The sequence below is a fragment of the Paraburkholderia panacisoli genome, assembly GCF_008369935.1.
GTDB classification, from domain to species: Bacteria; Pseudomonadota; Gammaproteobacteria; order Burkholderiales; family Burkholderiaceae; genus Paraburkholderia; species Paraburkholderia panacisoli.
This window is the reverse complement of the sequence record NZ_VTUZ01000002.1, coordinates 165,986-182,955: the sequence shown is the minus strand read 5'-3', so window position 1 is coordinate 182,955 and position 16,970 is coordinate 165,986. Positions and strand designations below refer to the sequence as shown.

The window sequence follows — 16,970 nt, the reverse complement described above, 5'->3', positions numbered from 1 at the left end:
TCGTGGTATTTCCCATCTTGCTGCGCATATGAGACCATTTAGGGTCCAGTTGGCGGCGCACTCGCATTCGCGCGTGCCGCAGCCGGCTCCCCGGATCTGACACCGATCAGAGAATCGAATTAGAAACAGCGAGAATTACATGCAGCGCGGAAACATCCTCAAAGCCCTCTCCGCAGTGGTCGCCGGCGCGGCGATCCTGACCAGCTTCGGTGCGCACGCCGACGACAAAGTCATCAAGGTCGGCACCATCGGCGGCCCGGATGCGCAAATCTGGGAGGTGGTCACGAAAGTGGCGAAGCGTGAAGGCCTGAACGTGAAGGTCGTCGAATTCAACGACTACGTGCAGCCGAACGCCGCCCTCGACGCAGGCGACCTCGACGCGAACAGCTTCCAGCACCAGCCGTACCTCGATAGCCAGATCAAGCAGCGCGGCTACAAGCTCGTCAATGCCGGCCTCACGTACATCTCGCCGCTCGGCATCTACTCGAAAAAGCTGAAGTCGCTGAAGGATCTGCAGCAGGGTGCGAAGGTCGCGGTGCCGAACGATCCGTCGAACGAAAACCGCGCGTTGTTGTTGCTGCAGGCGCAGGGTCTGATCAAGCTGAAGGCTGGCGCGGGCACCGGCGGCAATAACGCCACGCCGCTCGACATCGCCGAAAATCCGAAGAAGATCAAGTTCGTCGAACTCGACGCCGCGCAACTGCCGCGTTCGCTGTCGGATGTCGACGCCGCCGTGATCAACACGAATTTCGCGCTGGCCGCCGGCCTGCAGCCGACCAGGGATGCGATCGCGCTGGAAGACATCCACAGCCCGTACGCGAACCTGATCGCCGTGCGCGCACAGGACAAGGACAAGCCGTGGGTCAAGAAGCTGGTCGCGGCTTACCAGTCGGAAGACGTGCGCCAATTCATCAAGACCCAGTTCAAGGGTTCGATGGTGCCGTCGTTCTAAGCGACGAATCCCAGCCAGGCGCGTGCGGCCGCAGGGACGCCGCGCCTGCCGCTACAACTCCAGTTCCCACCTCTCGATCGTCAGATCCTGGCCGAAGCGGCGCAAGGCCGCCGTGCCGGCAAGCCTGAAGCCGGCGCGCTCGCAGAGCCGCCGCGGTTGTGCGAGCGTGCTGGCGGTTGTCAGCGTGAGCTTCGTATAGCCCGCGCGCCGCGCGAACCGCACGCATTCGCTGAGCAATTGCGTGCCGATGCCCAGGCGCTGCATATCCGGCTCGACCCACAGCAGGCGCACCCCCGCCATCGTCGTCGATACTCCGACGATGCACGCCGAACCCACCACCATGCCGTCCTGCTCCGCGACCCAGCACATCTCGCGCAGCGCATCGTTGCGCTGCGTGTAGTCGGCGACGACGCGCGCCAGCAATCCCTCGAACGATCGATCCCAGCCGTATTCCGCGGCGAACCACTGCGCCTGCCGATGCACTAGCCAGCCGCACTCGCCGGCGCGCGGCTGGCGCAGTATTACGAGTTCGTGGTTCGGCGTGTCGCCGAGCAGCCGCTCGATCAGCTTCATCGCGGCGATCAGCTGTTGCTGGGAAAGCGCGCTCAGGCCGTCGAGCACGGCCAGCACTTCATCGATGGCGGCGCTATCGAGCGGCTCATAGGCCGCGTGACCGGCGGCGGTGAGGGCGATCAGCGACTGGCGTCCGTCCCAGTCGGACGGCCGGCGCGTGATCAGGTCGCGCCGTTCGAAACTGGTCAGCAGGCGGCTCAGATAGCCGCTGTCGAGACCGAGGGTGCGGCCAAGCGCCGAGGCTGTTTGTGCACGTGCGCGGGAGAGTTCGTGCAGCACGCGCACTTCGGTCAGCGAGAACGCGCTCTTCGCCAGATGCTCATGCAGTGCGGCAATGTGCTGCACGTAGAAACGGTTGAAATGGCGGACGGCCTGAGCGCGTCGCAGCGCCTCGGAATCAGTCAAATGCTGGTCCCCCGGGGAATTTTTATGTCTTGGTATCCGCACTATATGGGAACGCCTGTGGATAACAAAGCCACGCCGGCAAGCACCTCAGCTAACTGGTATTAAAAAGGTACGTTTGCGGATGCTCCCGGACGGTCGCCAGAAGAAGCACTGCGACACACGCCGGTACGCTCGACGGAGCCCAGTACGGGTAAATCCTTAGCGCGGAAATACCGTCCGCGCAGCCCCCTCGCAGCCTCGGGAGCCTTATCCCGCAAGGCTTTGAACCTCGTCATACCAGCATGGAACCAATCGGTTGACTGGTATTATGTTGGTTATATAATGGGCTCTCATTTTTCGTAGGCCGACCTCTTCTCGACGGCCGCCGGAGTCCCATGGAAACTCGCTGGTCCGCACTGATGCCTGACGCCCGCAACGTCACGCCGCTCTATTTGCAGCTTGCGCGCAATCTGGCGACGGCGATCCATTGCGGCGTATGGTCGGCCGGCGAAGCGCTGCCGTCGGAGCGCACGCTGTCGGATGCGATCGGCGTGTCGCGCATCACCGCGCGCAAGGCGATCGAACTGCTGGTCGAGCAGGGCTTGATCCGGCGTGCGCGCGGCGCGGGCAGCTTCATCACGCCGCGCGTCGAAGATCCGTTGTCGCGGCTCACCGGTTTCACGAAGAAGATGCAGCAGCGCGGTTTCCGGCCGGATTCGGTGTGGCTGGAGCGCGCCATCCGCGCCGCCAACCGCGACGAACTGGTGCACCTCGGGCTCTCGCCGGGCGCGGCAGTCGCGAGTCTGCGCCGCCTGCGGCGCGCGGACGGCATCGTCATGGCGGTCGAGCATTCGGCGCTGCCGGCGGCGATCGTGCCGGACCCGCAGGCGATCGGCGTATCGCTTTACAGCTATCTGGAACAACGCGGCGCCGCCGTCGTGCGCGCGTTGCAGCACTTCCGGGCGGTCAACGCGTCGAGCGAGATCGCCTCGTTGATGGACATCGAACCGCGCACGGCGTTGCTGGTCATTACCCGTATCGGCTACAGCGCCGACCAGCGCGCAATCGAGCTGACCGACACCTATTGCCGCGACGACTACTACGACTTCGTCGCTGAATTGCGCACCTGAATGGCGAGCCAGGCCTCGCCGCGCGGCCAACCGACAGAGAGGGCAGAAGCGGCAGAAGCGGCGCCGCGAGCGCAATTCAGTCACACCCGTATCACGTCTTATCAGAGAGACTCATGCTGACCGGAAACATACTCACCACCGATGGGTGGATTCACGGCACGCTCGAATACGAAAACGGCCGTATCACGGCGCTCACCGGCGAACGCGTCGATCCGTCGACCAACGACGCGCCGTACATCCTGCCCGGCTTCATCGATCTGCACGTGCATGGCGGCGGCGGTTCCGACGTGATGGAAGCCGGCGACGCGATCGAAGTCATCGCCCGCACGCATGCGCGCTACGGCACGACCAGCCTGCTCGCCACCACGATGACCGCGCCGCGCGACGAGCTGATGAACGTGGTCGCCGGGCTGGGCAAGAACGCCAAGGTGCGCACGCCAGGCGGCGCGCGCGTGCTCGGCGTGCACCTGGAAGGGCCGTACATCAACCCCGGCAAGCTCGGCGCGCAACCCGACGCGGCGGTCTCGGCGGTGATGGACGAAGTGCTGAAGTATCTGTCGATCGCGCCGATCCGCGTGGTCACGCTGGCGCCGGAAATCGCCGGCCATATGGAGATCATCTCCGCGATGGCCGCGCGCGGCGTGCGCGTGCAGCTCGGCCATTCGCTCGGCACCTACGACGACGCGGTCGCCGCGCTCAAGCACGGCGCGTGCGGCTTCACCCATCTGTTCAACGCGATGTCGCCGCTGCATCACCGCAATCCCGGGCTCGTCGGCGCGGCGCTCGCGCACGCCGAGTTTGCCGAAATCATTCCCGACTTGTTGCACGTCCATCCGGGCGCGATCCGCGCGGCTTTGCGCGCGATCCCGCGCCTGTACGTGGTGACGGACAGCACCTCGGCCACCGGCATGCCCGACGGCGAATACCGCCTCGGCAGCCAGCACGTGACGAAGTGCCTGGGCGGCGTGCGTCTCGCCGACGGCACGCTCGCCGGCAGCACCCTGACGATGGATCAGGCGCTGCGCAATCTCGCCTCGATCGGCCTGCCGATCGCCGATGTATCAAACCGTCTGTCGCGCTACGCCGCCGATTATCTCGGTCTCGAGGACCGCGGCCGGATCGCGCGCGGCGCGTGGGCCGATGTGGTCGTGTTCGATCGTGAACTGGCGTTGACCGCGACTTACGTCGAAGGAGAAGCAATTGTCGAATATGCTTAAAGAGGCACTGGCGTCCGCTGAAACGGTCGCCGCGCAACTCACGGACACCTCGCGCGTCGCGGCCCTCGCGGCGAAGCTCGCGGAACAGCCGCGCCACGTCGCGCTGACGGTCGCGCGCGGCAGCTCGGATCATGCGGCGAGCTACTTCGCCAGCCTGACGATGAGCCGCCTCGGCGTGCCGGTCGCGTCGCTGCCGATGTCGGTCGCGACCCTCCAGCAAGCGCCGCTGCAAGTGCGCGATCAGCTCGCGCTGGCGTTCTCGCAATCGGGCAAGAGTCCGGACCTGGTCGGCACGATGGCGGCATTGCGCCAAGCGGGCGCGTTGACCGTTGCCGCCGTGAACGCGCCGAACTCGCCGTTGGCCGATGCGTGCGAATGGCAACTGCCGCTCGTCGCCGGCCCGGAACTGAGCGTCGCGGCCACCAAGAGCTATATCGCGATGCTGTCGATTTCCGCGCAACTGGTCGCGCATTGGCAGGACGATGCCGAACTGCTCGGCGCGTTGAACACGCTGCCCGATGCTTTGCAAACCGCAGGCAAGCTCGACTGGTCGAAGGCCGTGGACGAACTGCGCGGCATCGAGCGCATGATCGTGATCGGCCGCGGTCTGGGTCTCGCGATCGCGCAGGAAGCCGCGCTCAAGCTGAAGGAAACCTCCGGCATTCAGGCCGAAGCGTTTTCGAGCGCGGAAGTGCGTCACGGTCCGATGGAACTGATCGACCGCGACTACCCGCTGCTGGTGTTCGCGCCGCGCGGCCCCGAACAGGCCGGTCTGCTGCAACTCGCGCACGACATGCGGGCGCGCGGCGCGCGCGTGTTGCTCGCCGCGCCGGACGACGTGGCCGAAGCCACCTTGCCGCTGGCCGCCACCGCTCACGCGGCGCTCGATCCGATCGCCGCCATCCTGTCCTTTTACGTGATGGCCGCCGGCCTTGCCGCCGCGCGCGGGCGCAATCCAGACGCGCCGCGCCATCTCAACAAAGTCACCGAAACTCACTGAAGAGAAATCAGATGCGACGTGTCGAGGAGTCCCGCTTGATGAGCCATTCTGAAGGCCACATTGTTTTGCTCGCGCCGCTGACCGGTCCGGTCGTGCCGCTCGCGAACGTGCCCGACCCGGTGTTTTCGGGCGGCATGTTCGGTGACGGCATCGGCATCGATCCGTTGGAAGGGCGGCTCGTCGCGCCATGCGACGGCACCGTCACCCATCTCGCGCGCACCGGTCATGCGGTGACGCTCGCGAGCGCCGAAGGCGCGGAGATTTTGTTGCACATCGGTATCGACACGGTCGAGCTGAACGGCAAAGGTTTTGCGCCGATGGTCAAGCAGGGCGCGCAAGTGCGTGCCGGCGACGTGCTGATCGAGTTCGATCAGGATCAGGTCGCGTTGAATGCGCCGAGCCTGGTGTCGGTGATCGCCATTGCCAATTCGGACGCGTTCGAGATCGTCGAGCGTGCGCAACGCGGCCTGCTGAAGGCGGGTGAAACGCCGCTCTTGGTGCTGCGCGCCCGCGACGGCGCGGCAGCCGACGCGGCGCGCCAGGCGAGCGCGACGAACGTCACGGAGGAGGCCCGTCTGCAGGTCAAGCTGGTTCACGCGGGCGGTTTGCATGCGCGGCCCGCCGCGCGTGCGCGCGAAGCGGCGCGCGGTTTCGATGCGCGCGTCGAAGTGCGTTATGAGGGGCGCAAGGCCGCGATCGAAAGTGTGGTCGGTCTGCTTGGTCTCGGCGCAGGCGAAGGCGCGAGCATCGAGTTGCTCGGCGTCGGCCCGCAAGCCAAAGCCGCGGTCGACGCAGTCGCCAACGAACTGACGCGCGAAGCGCAGGGTGAAGTCGAAGAGAAACCGGCGCGTCAAAGCTCGCCGGCGCCGCAAGCGGTGCCGCGTCCGGCGGGCGAAGCACTCGCGCCGAATACGCTCGCGGGCGTGTGCGCGGCGCCGGGCATCGCGGTCGGCAAGCTGGTGCGCTGGGACGACGCGGACATCGATCCGCCGGAACCGGCGAACGGCACGTCCGCTGCGGAGAGCCGCCTGCTCGACAAGGCGATCGCCACCGTCGATGCCGATCTCGACACGACCGTGCGCGACGCGTCGCAGCGCGGCGCGGTCGGCGAAGCGGGGATTTTCGCGGTGCATCGCGTGCTGCTGGAAGATCCCACACTGCTCGACGCCGCGCGCGATCTGATCAGTCTCGGCAAGAGCGCCGGCTTTGCGTGGCGCGAAGCGATCCGCGCACAGATCGGAATCCTGAGCAAGATCGAAGACGCACTGCTCGCTGAACGTGCCGCCGATCTGCGCGATATCGAAAAGCGCGTGCTGCGCGCGCTCGGTTATACGAACGCGGCGGCGCGCACGCTGCCGGAAGAAGCCGTGCTCGCGGCCGAAGAATTCACGCCGTCCGACCTGTCGTCGCTGGATCGCTCGCGCGTCACCGCTTTGGTGATGGCACGCGGCGGTGCGACCTCGCACGCGGCCATCCTCGCGCGCCAAGCGGGCATTCCCGCGCTGGTCGCGGTCGGCGACGCGTTGCATGCGATTCCTCCAGGCACGCAAGTGGTGGTGAACGCCAGCACCGGGCGCCTCGAATTCGCGCCGACCGAACTCGACGTCGAACGCGCGCGTCTGGAGCGCAGCCGCCTCGCCGACGTGCGCGAAGCGAATCGCCGCACTTCGCAGCAGGCAGCGATGACGTCCGATGGCCGCGCGATCGAAGTGGCCGCGAACATCGCCACGCTCGATGACGCGAAAGCCGCCGTCGACAACGGCGCCGATGCAGTCGGCCTGTTGCGCACCGAGCTGCTGTTCATCCACCGCGCCGCTGCGCCGAGCACCGACGAACACCGTCAGAGCTACCAGTCGATCGTCGATGCATTGAGCGGCCGCACCGCGATCATCCGCACGCTGGATGTCGGCGCGGACAAGGAAGTCGACTATCTGACGCTGCCGCCCGAACCGAATCCGGCGCTCGGCCTGCGCGGCATTCGTCTCGCTCAGGTGCGCCCGGATCTGCTCGACGATCAGTTGCGCGGCCTGCTCGCCGTGCAGCCGCTCGGCGCCGTGCGCATCCTGCTGCCGATGGTCACCGATGTCGGCGAATTGATCCGTATCCGCAAGCGTATCGACGAACTGGCGCGCGAAGCGGGCCGCACGGAACCGATCGAAGTCGGCGTGATGATCGAAGTGCCGTCGGCGGCGCTGCTGGCGGATCAACTGGCGCAGCACGCGGACTTCCTGTCGATCGGCACCAACGATCTGACGCAGTACACGCTCGCGATGGACCGCTGTCAGGCCGATCTCGCCGCGCAAGCCGACGGCCTGCACCCGGCCGTATTGCGCCTGATCGCGGCCGCCGTGCAAGGCGCGGACAAGCATGGCAAATGGGTCGGCGTGTGCGGCGCGCTGGCGGGCGATCCGCTCGCGATGCCGCTGCTCGTCGGCCTCGGCGTGACCGAGCTGTCGGTGGACCCGGTGTCGGTGCCGGGCATCAAGGCGCGCGTGCGCAACCTCGATTATCAGCTGTGCCGTCAACGCGCCCAGGATGCCCTGGCGCTCGAATCGGCGCAGGCGGTAAGAGCAGCAAGCCGCGAAACCTGGCCTCTGGACTGAACCCCACACGGTCCGTAACCAGCTTCGCACAGTCTTTACTTATAGCGGTAGAAGTCGCAACAAAACTCAACGACGAAGTTCGACCACGAGACAAGGATTGGAGATATCAATGGATGGGAATCCGTTTCTGAAGATTCAGCGCCTGGGACGCGCGCTGATGCTGCCTATCGCGGTGCTGCCGGTCGCCGGCCTGCTGCTGCGCCTGGGCCAGCCCGATGTGTTCAACATCAAGATGATCGCCGACGCCGGCGGCGCGATCTTCGACAACCTGCCGCTGCTGTTCGCGATCGGCGTGGCGGTGGGTTTCGCGAAGGACAACAACGGCGTCGCGGGGCTCGCGGGTGCGATCGGTTATCTGGTCCAGACCGCGGTGATGAAGGACATCAACGACAAGCTCAACATGGGTGTGTTGTCCGGGATCGTGGCGGGTATCGTCGCGGGCTTGCTGTACAACCGGTACAAGGACATCAAGCTGCCCGATTACCTCGCGTTCTTCGGAGGGAAACGCTTCGTGCCGATTGCCACGGGGGTGGTCTGTCTCGCGCTCGGCATTGCGTTCGGCTACGTGTGGCAGCCGGTGCAGGCCGTGATCGATACGGCCGGCCACTGGCTGACCACCGCGGGTGCGTTTGGCGCATTCGTGTTCGGCGTGCTGAACCGGCTGCTCCTCGTGACGGGTTTGCATCACATCCTCAATTCGCTGACGTGGTTCGTGTTCGGCACCTTCACGCCGCCGGGCGGCGCCGCCGTGACGGGCGACTTGCATCGCTTCTTCGCGGGCGATCCGACCGCGGGCACGTTCATGACGGGCTTCTTCCCGGTGATGATGTTCGGCCTGCCGGCCGCGTGTCTCGCGATGTTCCATGAAGCGCCGAAGGAGCGCCGCGCGGTGGTCGGCGGCCTGCTGTTCTCGATGGCGCTGACCTCGTTCCTGACGGGCGTGACCGAGCCGATCGAATTCAGCTTCATGTTCCTCGCTCCGGTGCTGTACGTGATCCATGCGCTGTTGACCGGGCTGTCGCTCGCGATCTGTTCGGCGCTCGGCATTCACCTCGGCTTCACGTTCTCAGCAGGTGCAATCGACTACGTGCTGAACTACGGCTTGTCGACCAAAGGCTGGTGGGCGATTCCGCTCGGTCTGGTGTACTCGGTGGTGTACTACGGGCTGTTCCGCTTCTTCATCCGCAAGTTCAACATGGCGACGCCGGGACGCGAACCCGCTGCCGCCGATGAACAAGTCGACTCGTTCGCGGCGGGCGGCTTCGTGTCGCCGGCAGCCGGTGCCGCCGTGCCGCGCGCACAGCGCTATATCGCGGCGCTGGGCGGCGCGTCGAATCTGTCGGTGGTGGATGCATGCACGACGCGTCTGCGTCTGTCGGTGGTCGATTCGAACAAGGTCTCCGAGAGCGAGCTGAAGTCGATCGGCGCGCGCGGCGTGCTCAAGCGCGGAGCGACCAACGTGCAGGTGATCATCGGACCGGAAGCGGACATCATCGCGGATGAGATGCGCACGGTGATCGCGCAGGGTGGTGGCGATGCGGTGAAGGTGGACGCAACTGCTCCCGTTGCGGTGGCTGCGCCCGCGGCGACTGCCACTGCGCCTGCCGCTACGGACGCGCAAGGCGGTCCGCTCGACCCGGACCCGCTGCGCTGGCTCGCCGTGTTCGGCGGCGCAAGCAACGTGGTGTCGCTGGATGCGGTGGCGTCGACGCGTCTGCGTGTCGTCGTGCGCGATCCGTCGGCGGTCGATCGCCAGCGTCTCGCTGCGCTCGACACGGCGTGGGTCTCCGCCGACACGTTTCATATCGTCGTCGGCGAGGCTGCGCAGCGCTATGCCGCGAAGCTGGCGACGCGCATGACGCAAAGCGGCGGTGCAACTCCGTTGCCTGCGTAACGCGAGCGGCGCCAGGCAAGCGCACCGCGCTGCCTGGCGTTCGGTATTGTGGCGATAGGAGCCGCGCCGCAATAAGAGCAGCGGCAATTAAAAAAGCGGCACCTTGAATTTTCAAGGTGCCGCTTCTACGTTTACCGACCCGCAGCCGGCATATGCTGCATTAACGCGTCCTGGCCTTTGCCGTTTCCACCGGTCTGCGCGATTCCAGCCACATCACGTTGATGATGCCGAACGCCAACGCAACGCCGATCCCCAGCAGCCAACTGAAATACCACATCACAAACTCCTGTTAAACGTAGTGCCGATCAATACATCGAATGGTGATTTTCTTTGAGCGCCGCGGCGGTCACCTTGCCGCGCATCACGCGATACACCCAGCTTGTGTACAGCAGGATCAGCGGCAGGAAGATGATCACGGCGACCAGCATGATCTGCAGCGTCATGCGGCTCGACGTCGCATCCCACATGGTCAGGCTGCTGCGGCCGTCGAGCGACGACGGCATGATGAACGGAAACATCGAGAAGCCCGCCGTCAGAATCACGCCGACGATCATCAATCCGGTCGACAGAAACGCGCTCTTCTCGAAGCGTGAGCGCGCGAGCAACAAGGCGAGCACACCGCCGGCCAGACCGGCAACGGGCGCGATCGCCATCCACGGATAAGCGGCGTAGTTGGTGAGCCATAAGCCGGGTGCGCCGATCACGGTTTTCATCAACGGATTGGCGACCGCGTCGAGCGGCGGGCCGTCGACGATCTGATAGCCGCCGATCATCGTGGCCACCAGCGCGCCGGCAATCAGGAACAGCACGACCGCGCAAAGCGAAGCGATGCGCAGCGCCCGCGAAGCGCGCTCGGCGACTACACCATCCGACTTGATTCTCACGAAGGCCGCGCCGTGCGCAGTCAGCATCGACACGCTGACGAGACCGCACAACACTGCGAACGGATTCAGCAGGCCGAAGAAACCGCCGTGATACGTGACGCGCAAGTCGGTATCGAACGAAAACGGCACGCCTTGCAGCAGATTGCCGAACGCGACGCCGAACACCAGCGCCGGCACGAAGCCGCCGACGAACAGCCCCCAGTCCCACGCCGTGCGCCAGCGCGGATTCTCACGTTTGCCGCGATAGTCGAACCCGACCGGCCGGAAGAACAGAGCGAACAGCACCAGCAACATCGCGAAGTAGAAGCCCGAGAACGACGCCGCGTACGCCAGCGGCCACGCGGCGAACATCGCGCCGCCCGCGGTGACGAGCCAGACCTGATTGCCTTCCCATGTCGCGCCGACCGTGTTCACGACAATGCGCCGTTCGGCGTCGGTTTTCGCTATGAAGGGCAGCAGGATCGCTGCGCCCATGTCGAAGCCGTCGGTGAGGGCGAAGCCGATCAGCAGCACGCCGATCAACGCCCACCAGATCAATTTGAGGGTTGCGTAATCCATGATTGTTTTTCCCTTGAAGCGCGGTAGCGGCGAATCAGGCGGCCGTGTTGGTCGGCAGCGGCTGATTCAGCGGCTGGTTTGTCTCATGGTGATAGCGGCCTGTGTGCAGCGACGAAGGGCCAAGCCGTGCGTACTTGAACATCAGCATGATCTCGATGATGAACAACACCGTGTAGAACAGCACGAAGCCGGCAATGCTCAGATACAGATCGCGGGTCGTCAGATTCGACGCGGCCAGGTTGGTCGGCAAAATGCCGGCGATACTCCACGGTTGACGACCCATTTCAGCGACGATCCAGCCGAACTCAGCCGCAACCCACGGCAACGGAATCGCCCACACGGCCCAGCGCAGGAACCAGCGGCGTCTTTCCAGCAGCAGCGTGCGTTGCGCGCAGAACCAGAACGCCAGCACGAAAGTGGCGAGGAACAGCAGCCCGAGGCCGACCATCAGGCGGAACGAAAAGAACAGCGGCAGGACCGGCGGAATTGTTCGTTCGGCCGCCTGAGCAATCTGATCCGGCGTGGCGTCGGTGACGTTCGCGGTGAACGGCTTGAGCAGCAGACCGTAGCCGAGAAATTCCTTGTGAGCGTCGAAGGCGGCTTTGGCTTCGTCGGTGGCGTCGCCTTGCTTCAGCTTTTGCAGCGCGGCGTAGGCCACCATGCCTTCCTTGATGCGGCCTTCGTTACGCGTAATCAGATCTCTCAGACCGACCACGGGTTCGTCGAGTGAACGCGTTGCAATGATGCCGAGCGCGTAAGGCACGCGGATTGCGTAATCCGTGCGCTGTTCCTTCTGGTTCGGAATGCCGAATATCGTGAACGGTGCCGGTGCGGGTGCGGTTTCCCATTCTGATTCGATGGCAGCCAGTTTCACTTGCTGAACTTCGCCGGTGGTGTAACCCGATTCATCGCCGAGTATGATCACACACAACGTCGACGCCAGACCGAAACCAGCGGCAATCGCGAACGAGCGCAACGCGAACTCGGTGTCGCGGCGCTTCAGCAGATACCACGACGACACGCCGAGCACGAACATCGCCGCCGTCACATAACCGGCCGACACGGTGTGCACGAACTTCACCTGCGCGACCGGATTGAACAGCACGGAAAAGATGCTGTCGAGTTCCATCCGCATGGTCTGATAGTTGAAGCTCGCGCCGACCGGATTGTTCATCCAGCCGTTGGCGACCAGAATCCACAGAGCCGACAGATTCGAGCCGAGTGCGACGAAGAAAGTGACGATCAGATGCTGGATTCTCGAAAGCCGATTCCAGCCGAAGAAGAACAGACCGACGAAGGTCGACTCCAGGAAGAACGCCATCAGCCCTTCAACGGCGAGCGGCACGCCGAAAATATCGCCGACGTAATGCGAGTAATACGCCCAGTTGGTGCCGAACTGGAATTCCAGCGTAAGACCCGTGGCGACGCCCATTGCAAAGTTAATGCCGAAGAGCTTGCCCCAGAACTGGGTCATGTCTTTATAGATTTGCTTGCCGGTCATGACATAGACGGACTCCATGATGACGAGCAGCCATGACAGCCCAAGCGTGAGCGGCACGAACAGAAAGTGATAGAGCGCCGTGATGGCGAATTGGAGGCGCGACAGTTCTACGACTTCGCTAACGGGCATGTTGATCACCTTGAGACGGATGCGAGGCGGGCACGGACAACAATGCCTGTGCGACTTGTTCAGGCGGCATCGACATGTGTTCCGCCTGCGGATGATTGAAAAATGCGTACTTGAGCGCGATCAGCAGTACGAACTTGATGGCGAGGACAATGGCCACGTCCCGTGCCATTGTTGGACCGCGCACCCACCGGGTGAACCGCTGACGCCAGCGAGACCGGAGAGAGTTGTTGCGATTGAGGGCTATGGTCATGATCGGTCGAAAGCGACTTCACACCGGTTAATCCGGCTGGATCCAGGCCGCTCGAGCGGTCTGGCGAGTGCATCCCGATTTTAGGAGCGGATCCTCGCGCGCATTGATCTGACAGTGCGGCATTGAGTCGCGAAACTCGCCGCGTTGATCCAGTATTGCTATCTAGCTTGTTATAGGTCAAGGAGTGCATGGTGGGCATGCATCTTCTCGAACGGAGGTGGGCGGCGCGAACGCGCTTACAGGCGGGGCGGATGAAAAAAGCCCCGCCGTCTTGCGAGGGCGGGGCTTGGTGCTGGCTGGTGCGCCGGACGAACCGGCGGGTTGTTGGCTGTCAGGCCTTAAGCATATTCGGTCAACGCGCCGCGCATCTTCTTCATTGCGCTCGCTTCGATTTGCCGGATACGTTCGGCCGACACGCCGAATTCGTCGGCGAGTTCGTGCAGCGTCGAGCCGCCCGAACCGTCGTCTTCCACCTTGAGCCAGCGTGCCTCGATGATGCGGCGACTGCGGGCGTCGAGCGCCTCCAGAGCATTGGCGATACCGTCGCTTTGCAGCCGGTCGCGCTGACGCGAAGCCAGCACGGCGGTCGGCTCGCTATGCGAGTCGGCCAGATAGGCGATCGGCGCGTACGACTCTTCGCCGTCCTCGACCTGGCCTTCCAGCGCGATGTCGCCGCCGGACAAGCGCGTTTCCATTTCGGCGACTTCTTCGCGCTTCACGTTCAGTTCCTTGGCGAGACCTTCGATCTCGTCCGGCGTGAACGCGCCCAGCCCTTGCTTGTGGCTGCGCAGGTTGAAGAACAGCTTGCGCTGCGCCTTGGTGGTGGCGACTTTCACCATCCGCCAGTTGCGCAGGATGTATTCGTGGATCTCGGCCTTGATCCAGTGCATGGCGTATGAAACGAGGCGCACGTTTTGCGCCGGGTCGAAGCGCTTCACGGCCTTCATCAGGCCGATGTTGCCTTCCTGGATCAGGTCGGCGTGCGGCAGTCCATAACCCAGATAGTTGCGCGCGATCGACACGACCAGCCGCAGGTGCGACAGGACGAGACGGCGCGCGGACTCCAGATTGTCCTGCTCGCGAAATTCGGTGGCGAACTGGCGTTCTTCCGCCGGCGTCAGCATCGGAATCCGATTAACGGCCTGGATGTAGGCGTCGATATTGCCCAGTTGACCGGGCAGCAGGGAGGAATGCGAGAGCGCCAGTGCACCTGCCGAAGCGGCCTTAGCCGACGACGGGCTCAAAGTACTCGGAAGGGTCATTGCATAGCTCACGTAGGAAACTCCTTTGGAATCAGGCAAAAGCGTATTCAGTAAACGACTCCAGCGATGGATGTTAGCACTCTGATTTACTGAGTGCTAATACTTAGAGGGTGTAGGGGCATCCGGGTTCCATAAATCCTATTGGTATTGAGGTTCTAATAGCCATCATACGCCGGTTGCGGCTGCGGCGCAGAACGCGTAGAAATTACCCGGCACAGCGTGTTCGCTCATATAAATGATCGATTTTTCCGAATTCGACGTGACTAATTGTGAAAATGATCGATTCTTCATACGATTTATCGACCGGATTGTATCTAGAATATGCAAAACAGTTACGCGTCGTTGAAACGTTCGTCGAATTCGAGTGTTTGGATGAACAACAAAAAGAATGATTCGCGTGGTCTGGCTCTAAAAGGCGTGGTGACGGCCCTGTCGTTTGCGGCCTGCGCGGCGGCGTCGGCCGACCAGTTCGGCGTACAGGTGGCCGCCGGAGCTGGCGATCGCCATGTCAAAAAATTCGATCTCGGCGTGGCTTGGGACCCTGATCTCACCTGGTGGCGGATTGGCGACTGGCATTTCTCGCTGATCGGCGAAGCGCACGTGGCCTGGTGGCACACCAACGAAGGCGACGTGCACAACAACATCGGCGAAATCGGCGTGACGCCGATGATCCGCTTCATCAAGGGATCGGGATCGCTGCGGCCCTTCGTCGAGCTGGGCGCGGGCATCCGCCTGCTGACGAGCCCGCGCATTTCTTCCACCTTCACCCTCGGCAATGCGTTCCAGTTCGCCGAATTGGCCGGCGTAGGCGTGCAGTTCGGCAGCCGTCAGCAATATCTGACCGGCTACCGCTTCCAGCATATTTCCGACGGCGGTATCAAAGAGCCCAATCCTGGTATAAATTTCAGCCAGCTATATTTGCAATATAACTTCTGACAGCCGTGGCCATGTTCGGCTCACCGGTGCGAGGGGCTGAGCAATGGTGGCAAAGATGATCGAAGCGATTCGCGGGCTCGAGCGAGAGCGCTTTCGTGCGATGGTCGAGGGCGACGGACAATCGCTCGACCTGCTGCTCGCGGACAACGTGAGCTATGTCCATACGAATGGAAAACGTGAAACGAAGCGACAGTTCATCGACGGGATTACCGGCGGGCGCCGCCGCTACAGGCAGATCGAGGTGCAGTCGCAGGAGGTGCTGCCGGTGGGACGCGAGACGTGTGTCGTCACCGGTCGCGCGTTGATCGAAATGGAAGCGAATAACGGCGCGCTGCTGTTTCCGATTGCCTATACGGCGATTCACACGCAGGAGGACGGGCAATGGCGCCTGATCGCGTGGCAGGCGACGCGGTGCGCGCTCGAGTGAGCCTTTTGAGCCCACTTCGTCTTGCCGGCCGCGCCTTGTGAGCACGCCGGCGGAATGACAGCGCGGGGTACGCGCCCTCGCTCAAAAAAACTCAGGCGGCGACGCGCCGCAGCGCTCCTTCGATGTAGTCAGGACGATCCGCGCTGTTGGCTGCGTCCGCTGCGCCGTCCCGAGCCCCGGCGCCGTCCTGGCCACCAGCCGCTTGGGCCGCTCGCATCGCCTCATAGCCCGCATAAGGATGTCTCGGATGTACCGGAATTCGGTTGCAGCGCTCGACTACGCGCCGGACCGCCGCGATATCCGAGAAGTCGAGGCCGATATCGACGCCCTGCGCCTCCAGATTCAACGCGAGCGTGACGAGATCCAGATTGCCGGTGCGCTCGCCATTGCCGAACAGGCATCCTTCGACGCGGTCCGCGCCCGCCAGCAGCGCCAGTTCCGCCGCGGCCACCGCGGTGCCGCGATCGTTATGCGGATGCACCGACAGCACGATGCTGTCGCGATAGCCGAGATTGCGGTCCATCCATTCGATCTGGTCGGCGAACACGTTCGGTGTCGCCGCCTCGACGCTCGCCGGCAGGTTCACGATCATCTTGTGGTCGCGCGTGGGCCGCCAGGTCTGCGCGACCGCATCGCACACCTCGCGTGCGAACGGCAGCTCGGTCGTGTTGAAGGTTTCGGGCGAGTAGTGGAAAGTCCAATGCGTGCTGGGCCGCGCCTGCGCGTGTTCCTTGATGATGCGCGTGCCGTTCACAGCCAGCGCCTTGATCTCGGCCTTTGACTGGTTGAAGACAATCCGCCGGAACGACGGACAAATCGCGTTGTACAGGTGCACGATCGCGCGCGGCGCGCCGTCGAGTGCGTCGAACGTGCGCGCGATCAGCTCCGGGCGCGAAGGCACGAAGACCTCGATGGTCACGTCGTCGGGAATGCGCTTTTCCTCGATCAGCTTGCGCACGAAGTCGAAGTCGGTTTGCGACGCCGATGGAAAGCCGACTTCGATCTCCTTGAAGCCGATCGCGACCAGCATCTCGAAGAATTCGAGTTTCTGCGCGGCGTTCATCGGCTCGATCAGCGCCTGATTGCCGTCGCGCAGATCGGTGCTCATCCAGACCGGCGCGTCATTGATCGTGCGGCTCGGCCATTTGCGGCCGGTGAGGCGCACAGCGGGGAAGGGGCGATATTTCTCAGCGGGAATGTGCAACATGATGTGCCTTGTTCGTTGTGTCGTATGCGAAAGGGGGTGGCATTGAGCGGTTGGCGGACTGCC

At 63.8% G+C, this 16,970-nt stretch carries 14 protein-coding genes and 1 pseudogene; 8 read left to right on the top strand and 7 right to left on the bottom strand.

Annotated elements, in window-relative coordinates; all coding sequences use genetic code 11:
- The first annotated feature begins 139 nt into the window (after positions 1 to 139).
- On the top strand, positions 140 to 952 hold the full coding sequence (locus tag FVF58_RS03390) for a MetQ/NlpA family ABC transporter substrate-binding protein (protein WP_149668511.1): 813 nt from the start codon (positions 140 to 142) through the stop codon (positions 950 to 952).
- A gap of 51 nt (positions 953 to 1,003) precedes the next feature.
- Here FVF58_RS03390 and FVF58_RS03385 read toward each other — a convergent pair whose 3' ends face one another.
- A complete protein-coding gene (locus FVF58_RS03385; RefSeq protein ID WP_149668510.1) occupies positions 1,004 to 1,930 on the bottom strand; it encodes a bifunctional helix-turn-helix transcriptional regulator/GNAT family N-acetyltransferase in 927 nt (308 codons plus the stop codon).
- Between the two features lie 374 nt (positions 1,931 to 2,304).
- Here FVF58_RS03385 and FVF58_RS03380 point away from each other — a divergent pair, with 374 nt between their 5' ends.
- The 5 genes from FVF58_RS03380 to nagE all read left to right on the top strand — a co-directional run bounded on the left by FVF58_RS03380 (position 2,305) and on the right by nagE (position 9,753).
- Positions 2,305 to 3,039 carry a GntR family transcriptional regulator gene (locus tag FVF58_RS03380; RefSeq protein ID WP_149668509.1) on the top strand — a complete coding sequence of 245 codons (735 nt, stop codon included), beginning with the start codon at positions 2,305 to 2,307 and terminating at the stop codon, positions 3,037 to 3,039.
- 113 nt (positions 3,040 to 3,152) lie between these two features.
- Positions 3,153 to 4,256, top strand: a complete 1,104-nt coding sequence (nagA, locus tag FVF58_RS03375) for an N-acetylglucosamine-6-phosphate deacetylase (RefSeq protein ID WP_149668508.1) — start codon at positions 3,153 to 3,155, stop codon at positions 4,254 to 4,256.
- Entirely contained in the window at positions 4,240 to 5,256 is a 1,017-nt protein-coding gene (locus FVF58_RS03370; RefSeq protein ID WP_188130699.1) for an SIS domain-containing protein, read from the top strand. The genes nagA and FVF58_RS03370 overlap by 17 nt, the downstream gene beginning before the upstream one ends.
- 38 nt (positions 5,257 to 5,294) lie before the next feature.
- A complete protein-coding gene (gene ptsP, locus FVF58_RS03365) occupies positions 5,295 to 7,859 on the top strand; it encodes a phosphoenolpyruvate--protein phosphotransferase (RefSeq protein WP_188130698.1) in 2,565 nt (854 codons plus the stop codon).
- A gap of 109 nt (positions 7,860 to 7,968) precedes the next feature.
- Positions 7,969 to 9,753, top strand: a complete 1,785-nt coding sequence (gene nagE / locus FVF58_RS03360; RefSeq protein ID WP_149668506.1) for an N-acetylglucosamine-specific PTS transporter subunit IIBC — start codon at positions 7,969 to 7,971, stop codon at positions 9,751 to 9,753.
- A gap of 160 nt (positions 9,754 to 9,913) precedes the next feature.
- Here nagE and cydX read toward each other — a convergent pair whose 3' ends face one another.
- From cydX to rpoH, 5 genes are all read right to left on the bottom strand, one after another.
- Positions 9,914 to 10,030 carry a cytochrome bd-I oxidase subunit CydX gene (gene cydX, locus FVF58_RS03355; RefSeq protein ID WP_149668505.1) on the bottom strand — a complete coding sequence of 39 codons (117 nt, stop codon included), beginning with the start codon at positions 10,028 to 10,030 and terminating at the stop codon, positions 9,914 to 9,916.
- Between the two features lie 28 nt (positions 10,031 to 10,058).
- Positions 10,059 to 11,195: a cytochrome d ubiquinol oxidase subunit II gene (cydB, locus tag FVF58_RS03350; protein WP_149668504.1), complete on the bottom strand. Its 1,137-nt coding sequence runs from the start codon at positions 11,193 to 11,195 to the stop codon at positions 10,059 to 10,061.
- Positions 11,196 to 11,229: 34 nt separating this feature from the next.
- Positions 11,230 to 12,825, bottom strand: a complete 1,596-nt coding sequence (locus tag FVF58_RS03345) for a cytochrome ubiquinol oxidase subunit I (RefSeq protein WP_149668503.1) — start codon at positions 12,823 to 12,825, stop codon at positions 11,230 to 11,232.
- Complete coding sequence (gene cydP / locus FVF58_RS03340) at positions 12,815 to 13,075, bottom strand: cytochrome oxidase putative small subunit CydP (RefSeq protein WP_149668502.1); 261 nt, start codon at positions 13,073 to 13,075, stop codon at positions 12,815 to 12,817. The genes FVF58_RS03345 and cydP overlap by 11 nt, the downstream gene beginning before the upstream one ends.
- A gap of 338 nt (positions 13,076 to 13,413) precedes the next feature.
- Positions 13,414 to 14,349, bottom strand: coding sequence for an RNA polymerase sigma factor RpoH (rpoH, locus tag FVF58_RS03335; RefSeq protein ID WP_149668501.1), 936 nt, complete (start codon positions 14,347 to 14,349; stop codon positions 13,414 to 13,416).
- Between the two features lie 360 nt (positions 14,350 to 14,709).
- Between rpoH and FVF58_RS03330 the strand changes: the two genes are divergently transcribed.
- The gene (locus FVF58_RS03330; RefSeq protein ID WP_149668500.1) at positions 14,710 to 15,273 is read left to right on the top strand and encodes an acyloxyacyl hydrolase; all 564 of its coding nucleotides are present in this window, start codon (positions 14,710 to 14,712) and stop codon (positions 15,271 to 15,273) included.
- Positions 15,274 to 15,316: 43 nt separating this feature from the next.
- Positions 15,317 to 15,700, top strand: coding sequence for a nuclear transport factor 2 family protein (locus FVF58_RS03325; protein WP_149668499.1), 384 nt, complete (start codon positions 15,317 to 15,319; stop codon positions 15,698 to 15,700).
- Positions 15,701 to 15,821: 121 nt separating this feature from the next.
- Here the strand turns inward: FVF58_RS03325 and FVF58_RS03320 are convergent.
- A pseudogene (locus tag FVF58_RS03320) lies at positions 15,822 to 16,907 on the bottom strand (2-isopropylmalate synthase); the annotation flags it as partial.
- Positions 16,908 to 16,970 lie beyond the last annotated feature (63 nt).

What these genes read in the sequence shown, in the direction of transcription:
- FVF58_RS03390 (WP_149668511.1), top strand. Translation starts at nt 140, where the DNA reads ATGCAGCGCGGAAACATCCTCAAAGCCCTCTCCGCAGTGGTCGCCGGC.
- FVF58_RS03380 (WP_149668509.1), top strand. Translation starts at nt 2,305, where the DNA reads ATGGAAACTCGCTGGTCCGCACTGATGCCTGACGCCCGCAACGTCACG.
- nagA (WP_149668508.1), top strand. Translation starts at nt 3,153, where the DNA reads ATGCTGACCGGAAACATACTCACCACCGATGGGTGGATTCACGGCACG.
- ptsP (WP_188130698.1), top strand. Translation starts at nt 5,295, where the DNA reads ATGAGCCATTCTGAAGGCCACATTGTTTTGCTCGCGCCGCTGACCGGT.
- nagE (WP_149668506.1), top strand. Translation starts at nt 7,969, where the DNA reads ATGGATGGGAATCCGTTTCTGAAGATTCAGCGCCTGGGACGCGCGCTG.
- cydX (WP_149668505.1), bottom strand. Translation starts at nt 10,030, where the DNA reads ATGTGGTATTTCAGTTGGCTGCTGGGGATCGGCGTTGCGTTGGCGTTC.
- cydB (WP_149668504.1), bottom strand. Translation starts at nt 11,195, where the DNA reads ATGGATTACGCAACCCTCAAATTGATCTGGTGGGCGTTGATCGGCGTG.
- FVF58_RS03345 (WP_149668503.1), bottom strand. Translation starts at nt 12,825, where the DNA reads ATGCCCGTTAGCGAAGTCGTAGAACTGTCGCGCCTCCAATTCGCCATC.
- cydP (WP_149668502.1), bottom strand. Translation starts at nt 13,075, where the DNA reads ATGACCATAGCCCTCAATCGCAACAACTCTCTCCGGTCTCGCTGGCGT.
- FVF58_RS03330 (WP_149668500.1), top strand. Translation starts at nt 14,710, where the DNA reads ATGAACAACAAAAAGAATGATTCGCGTGGTCTGGCTCTAAAAGGCGTG.
- FVF58_RS03325 (WP_149668499.1), top strand. Translation starts at nt 15,317, where the DNA reads ATGGTGGCAAAGATGATCGAAGCGATTCGCGGGCTCGAGCGAGAGCGC.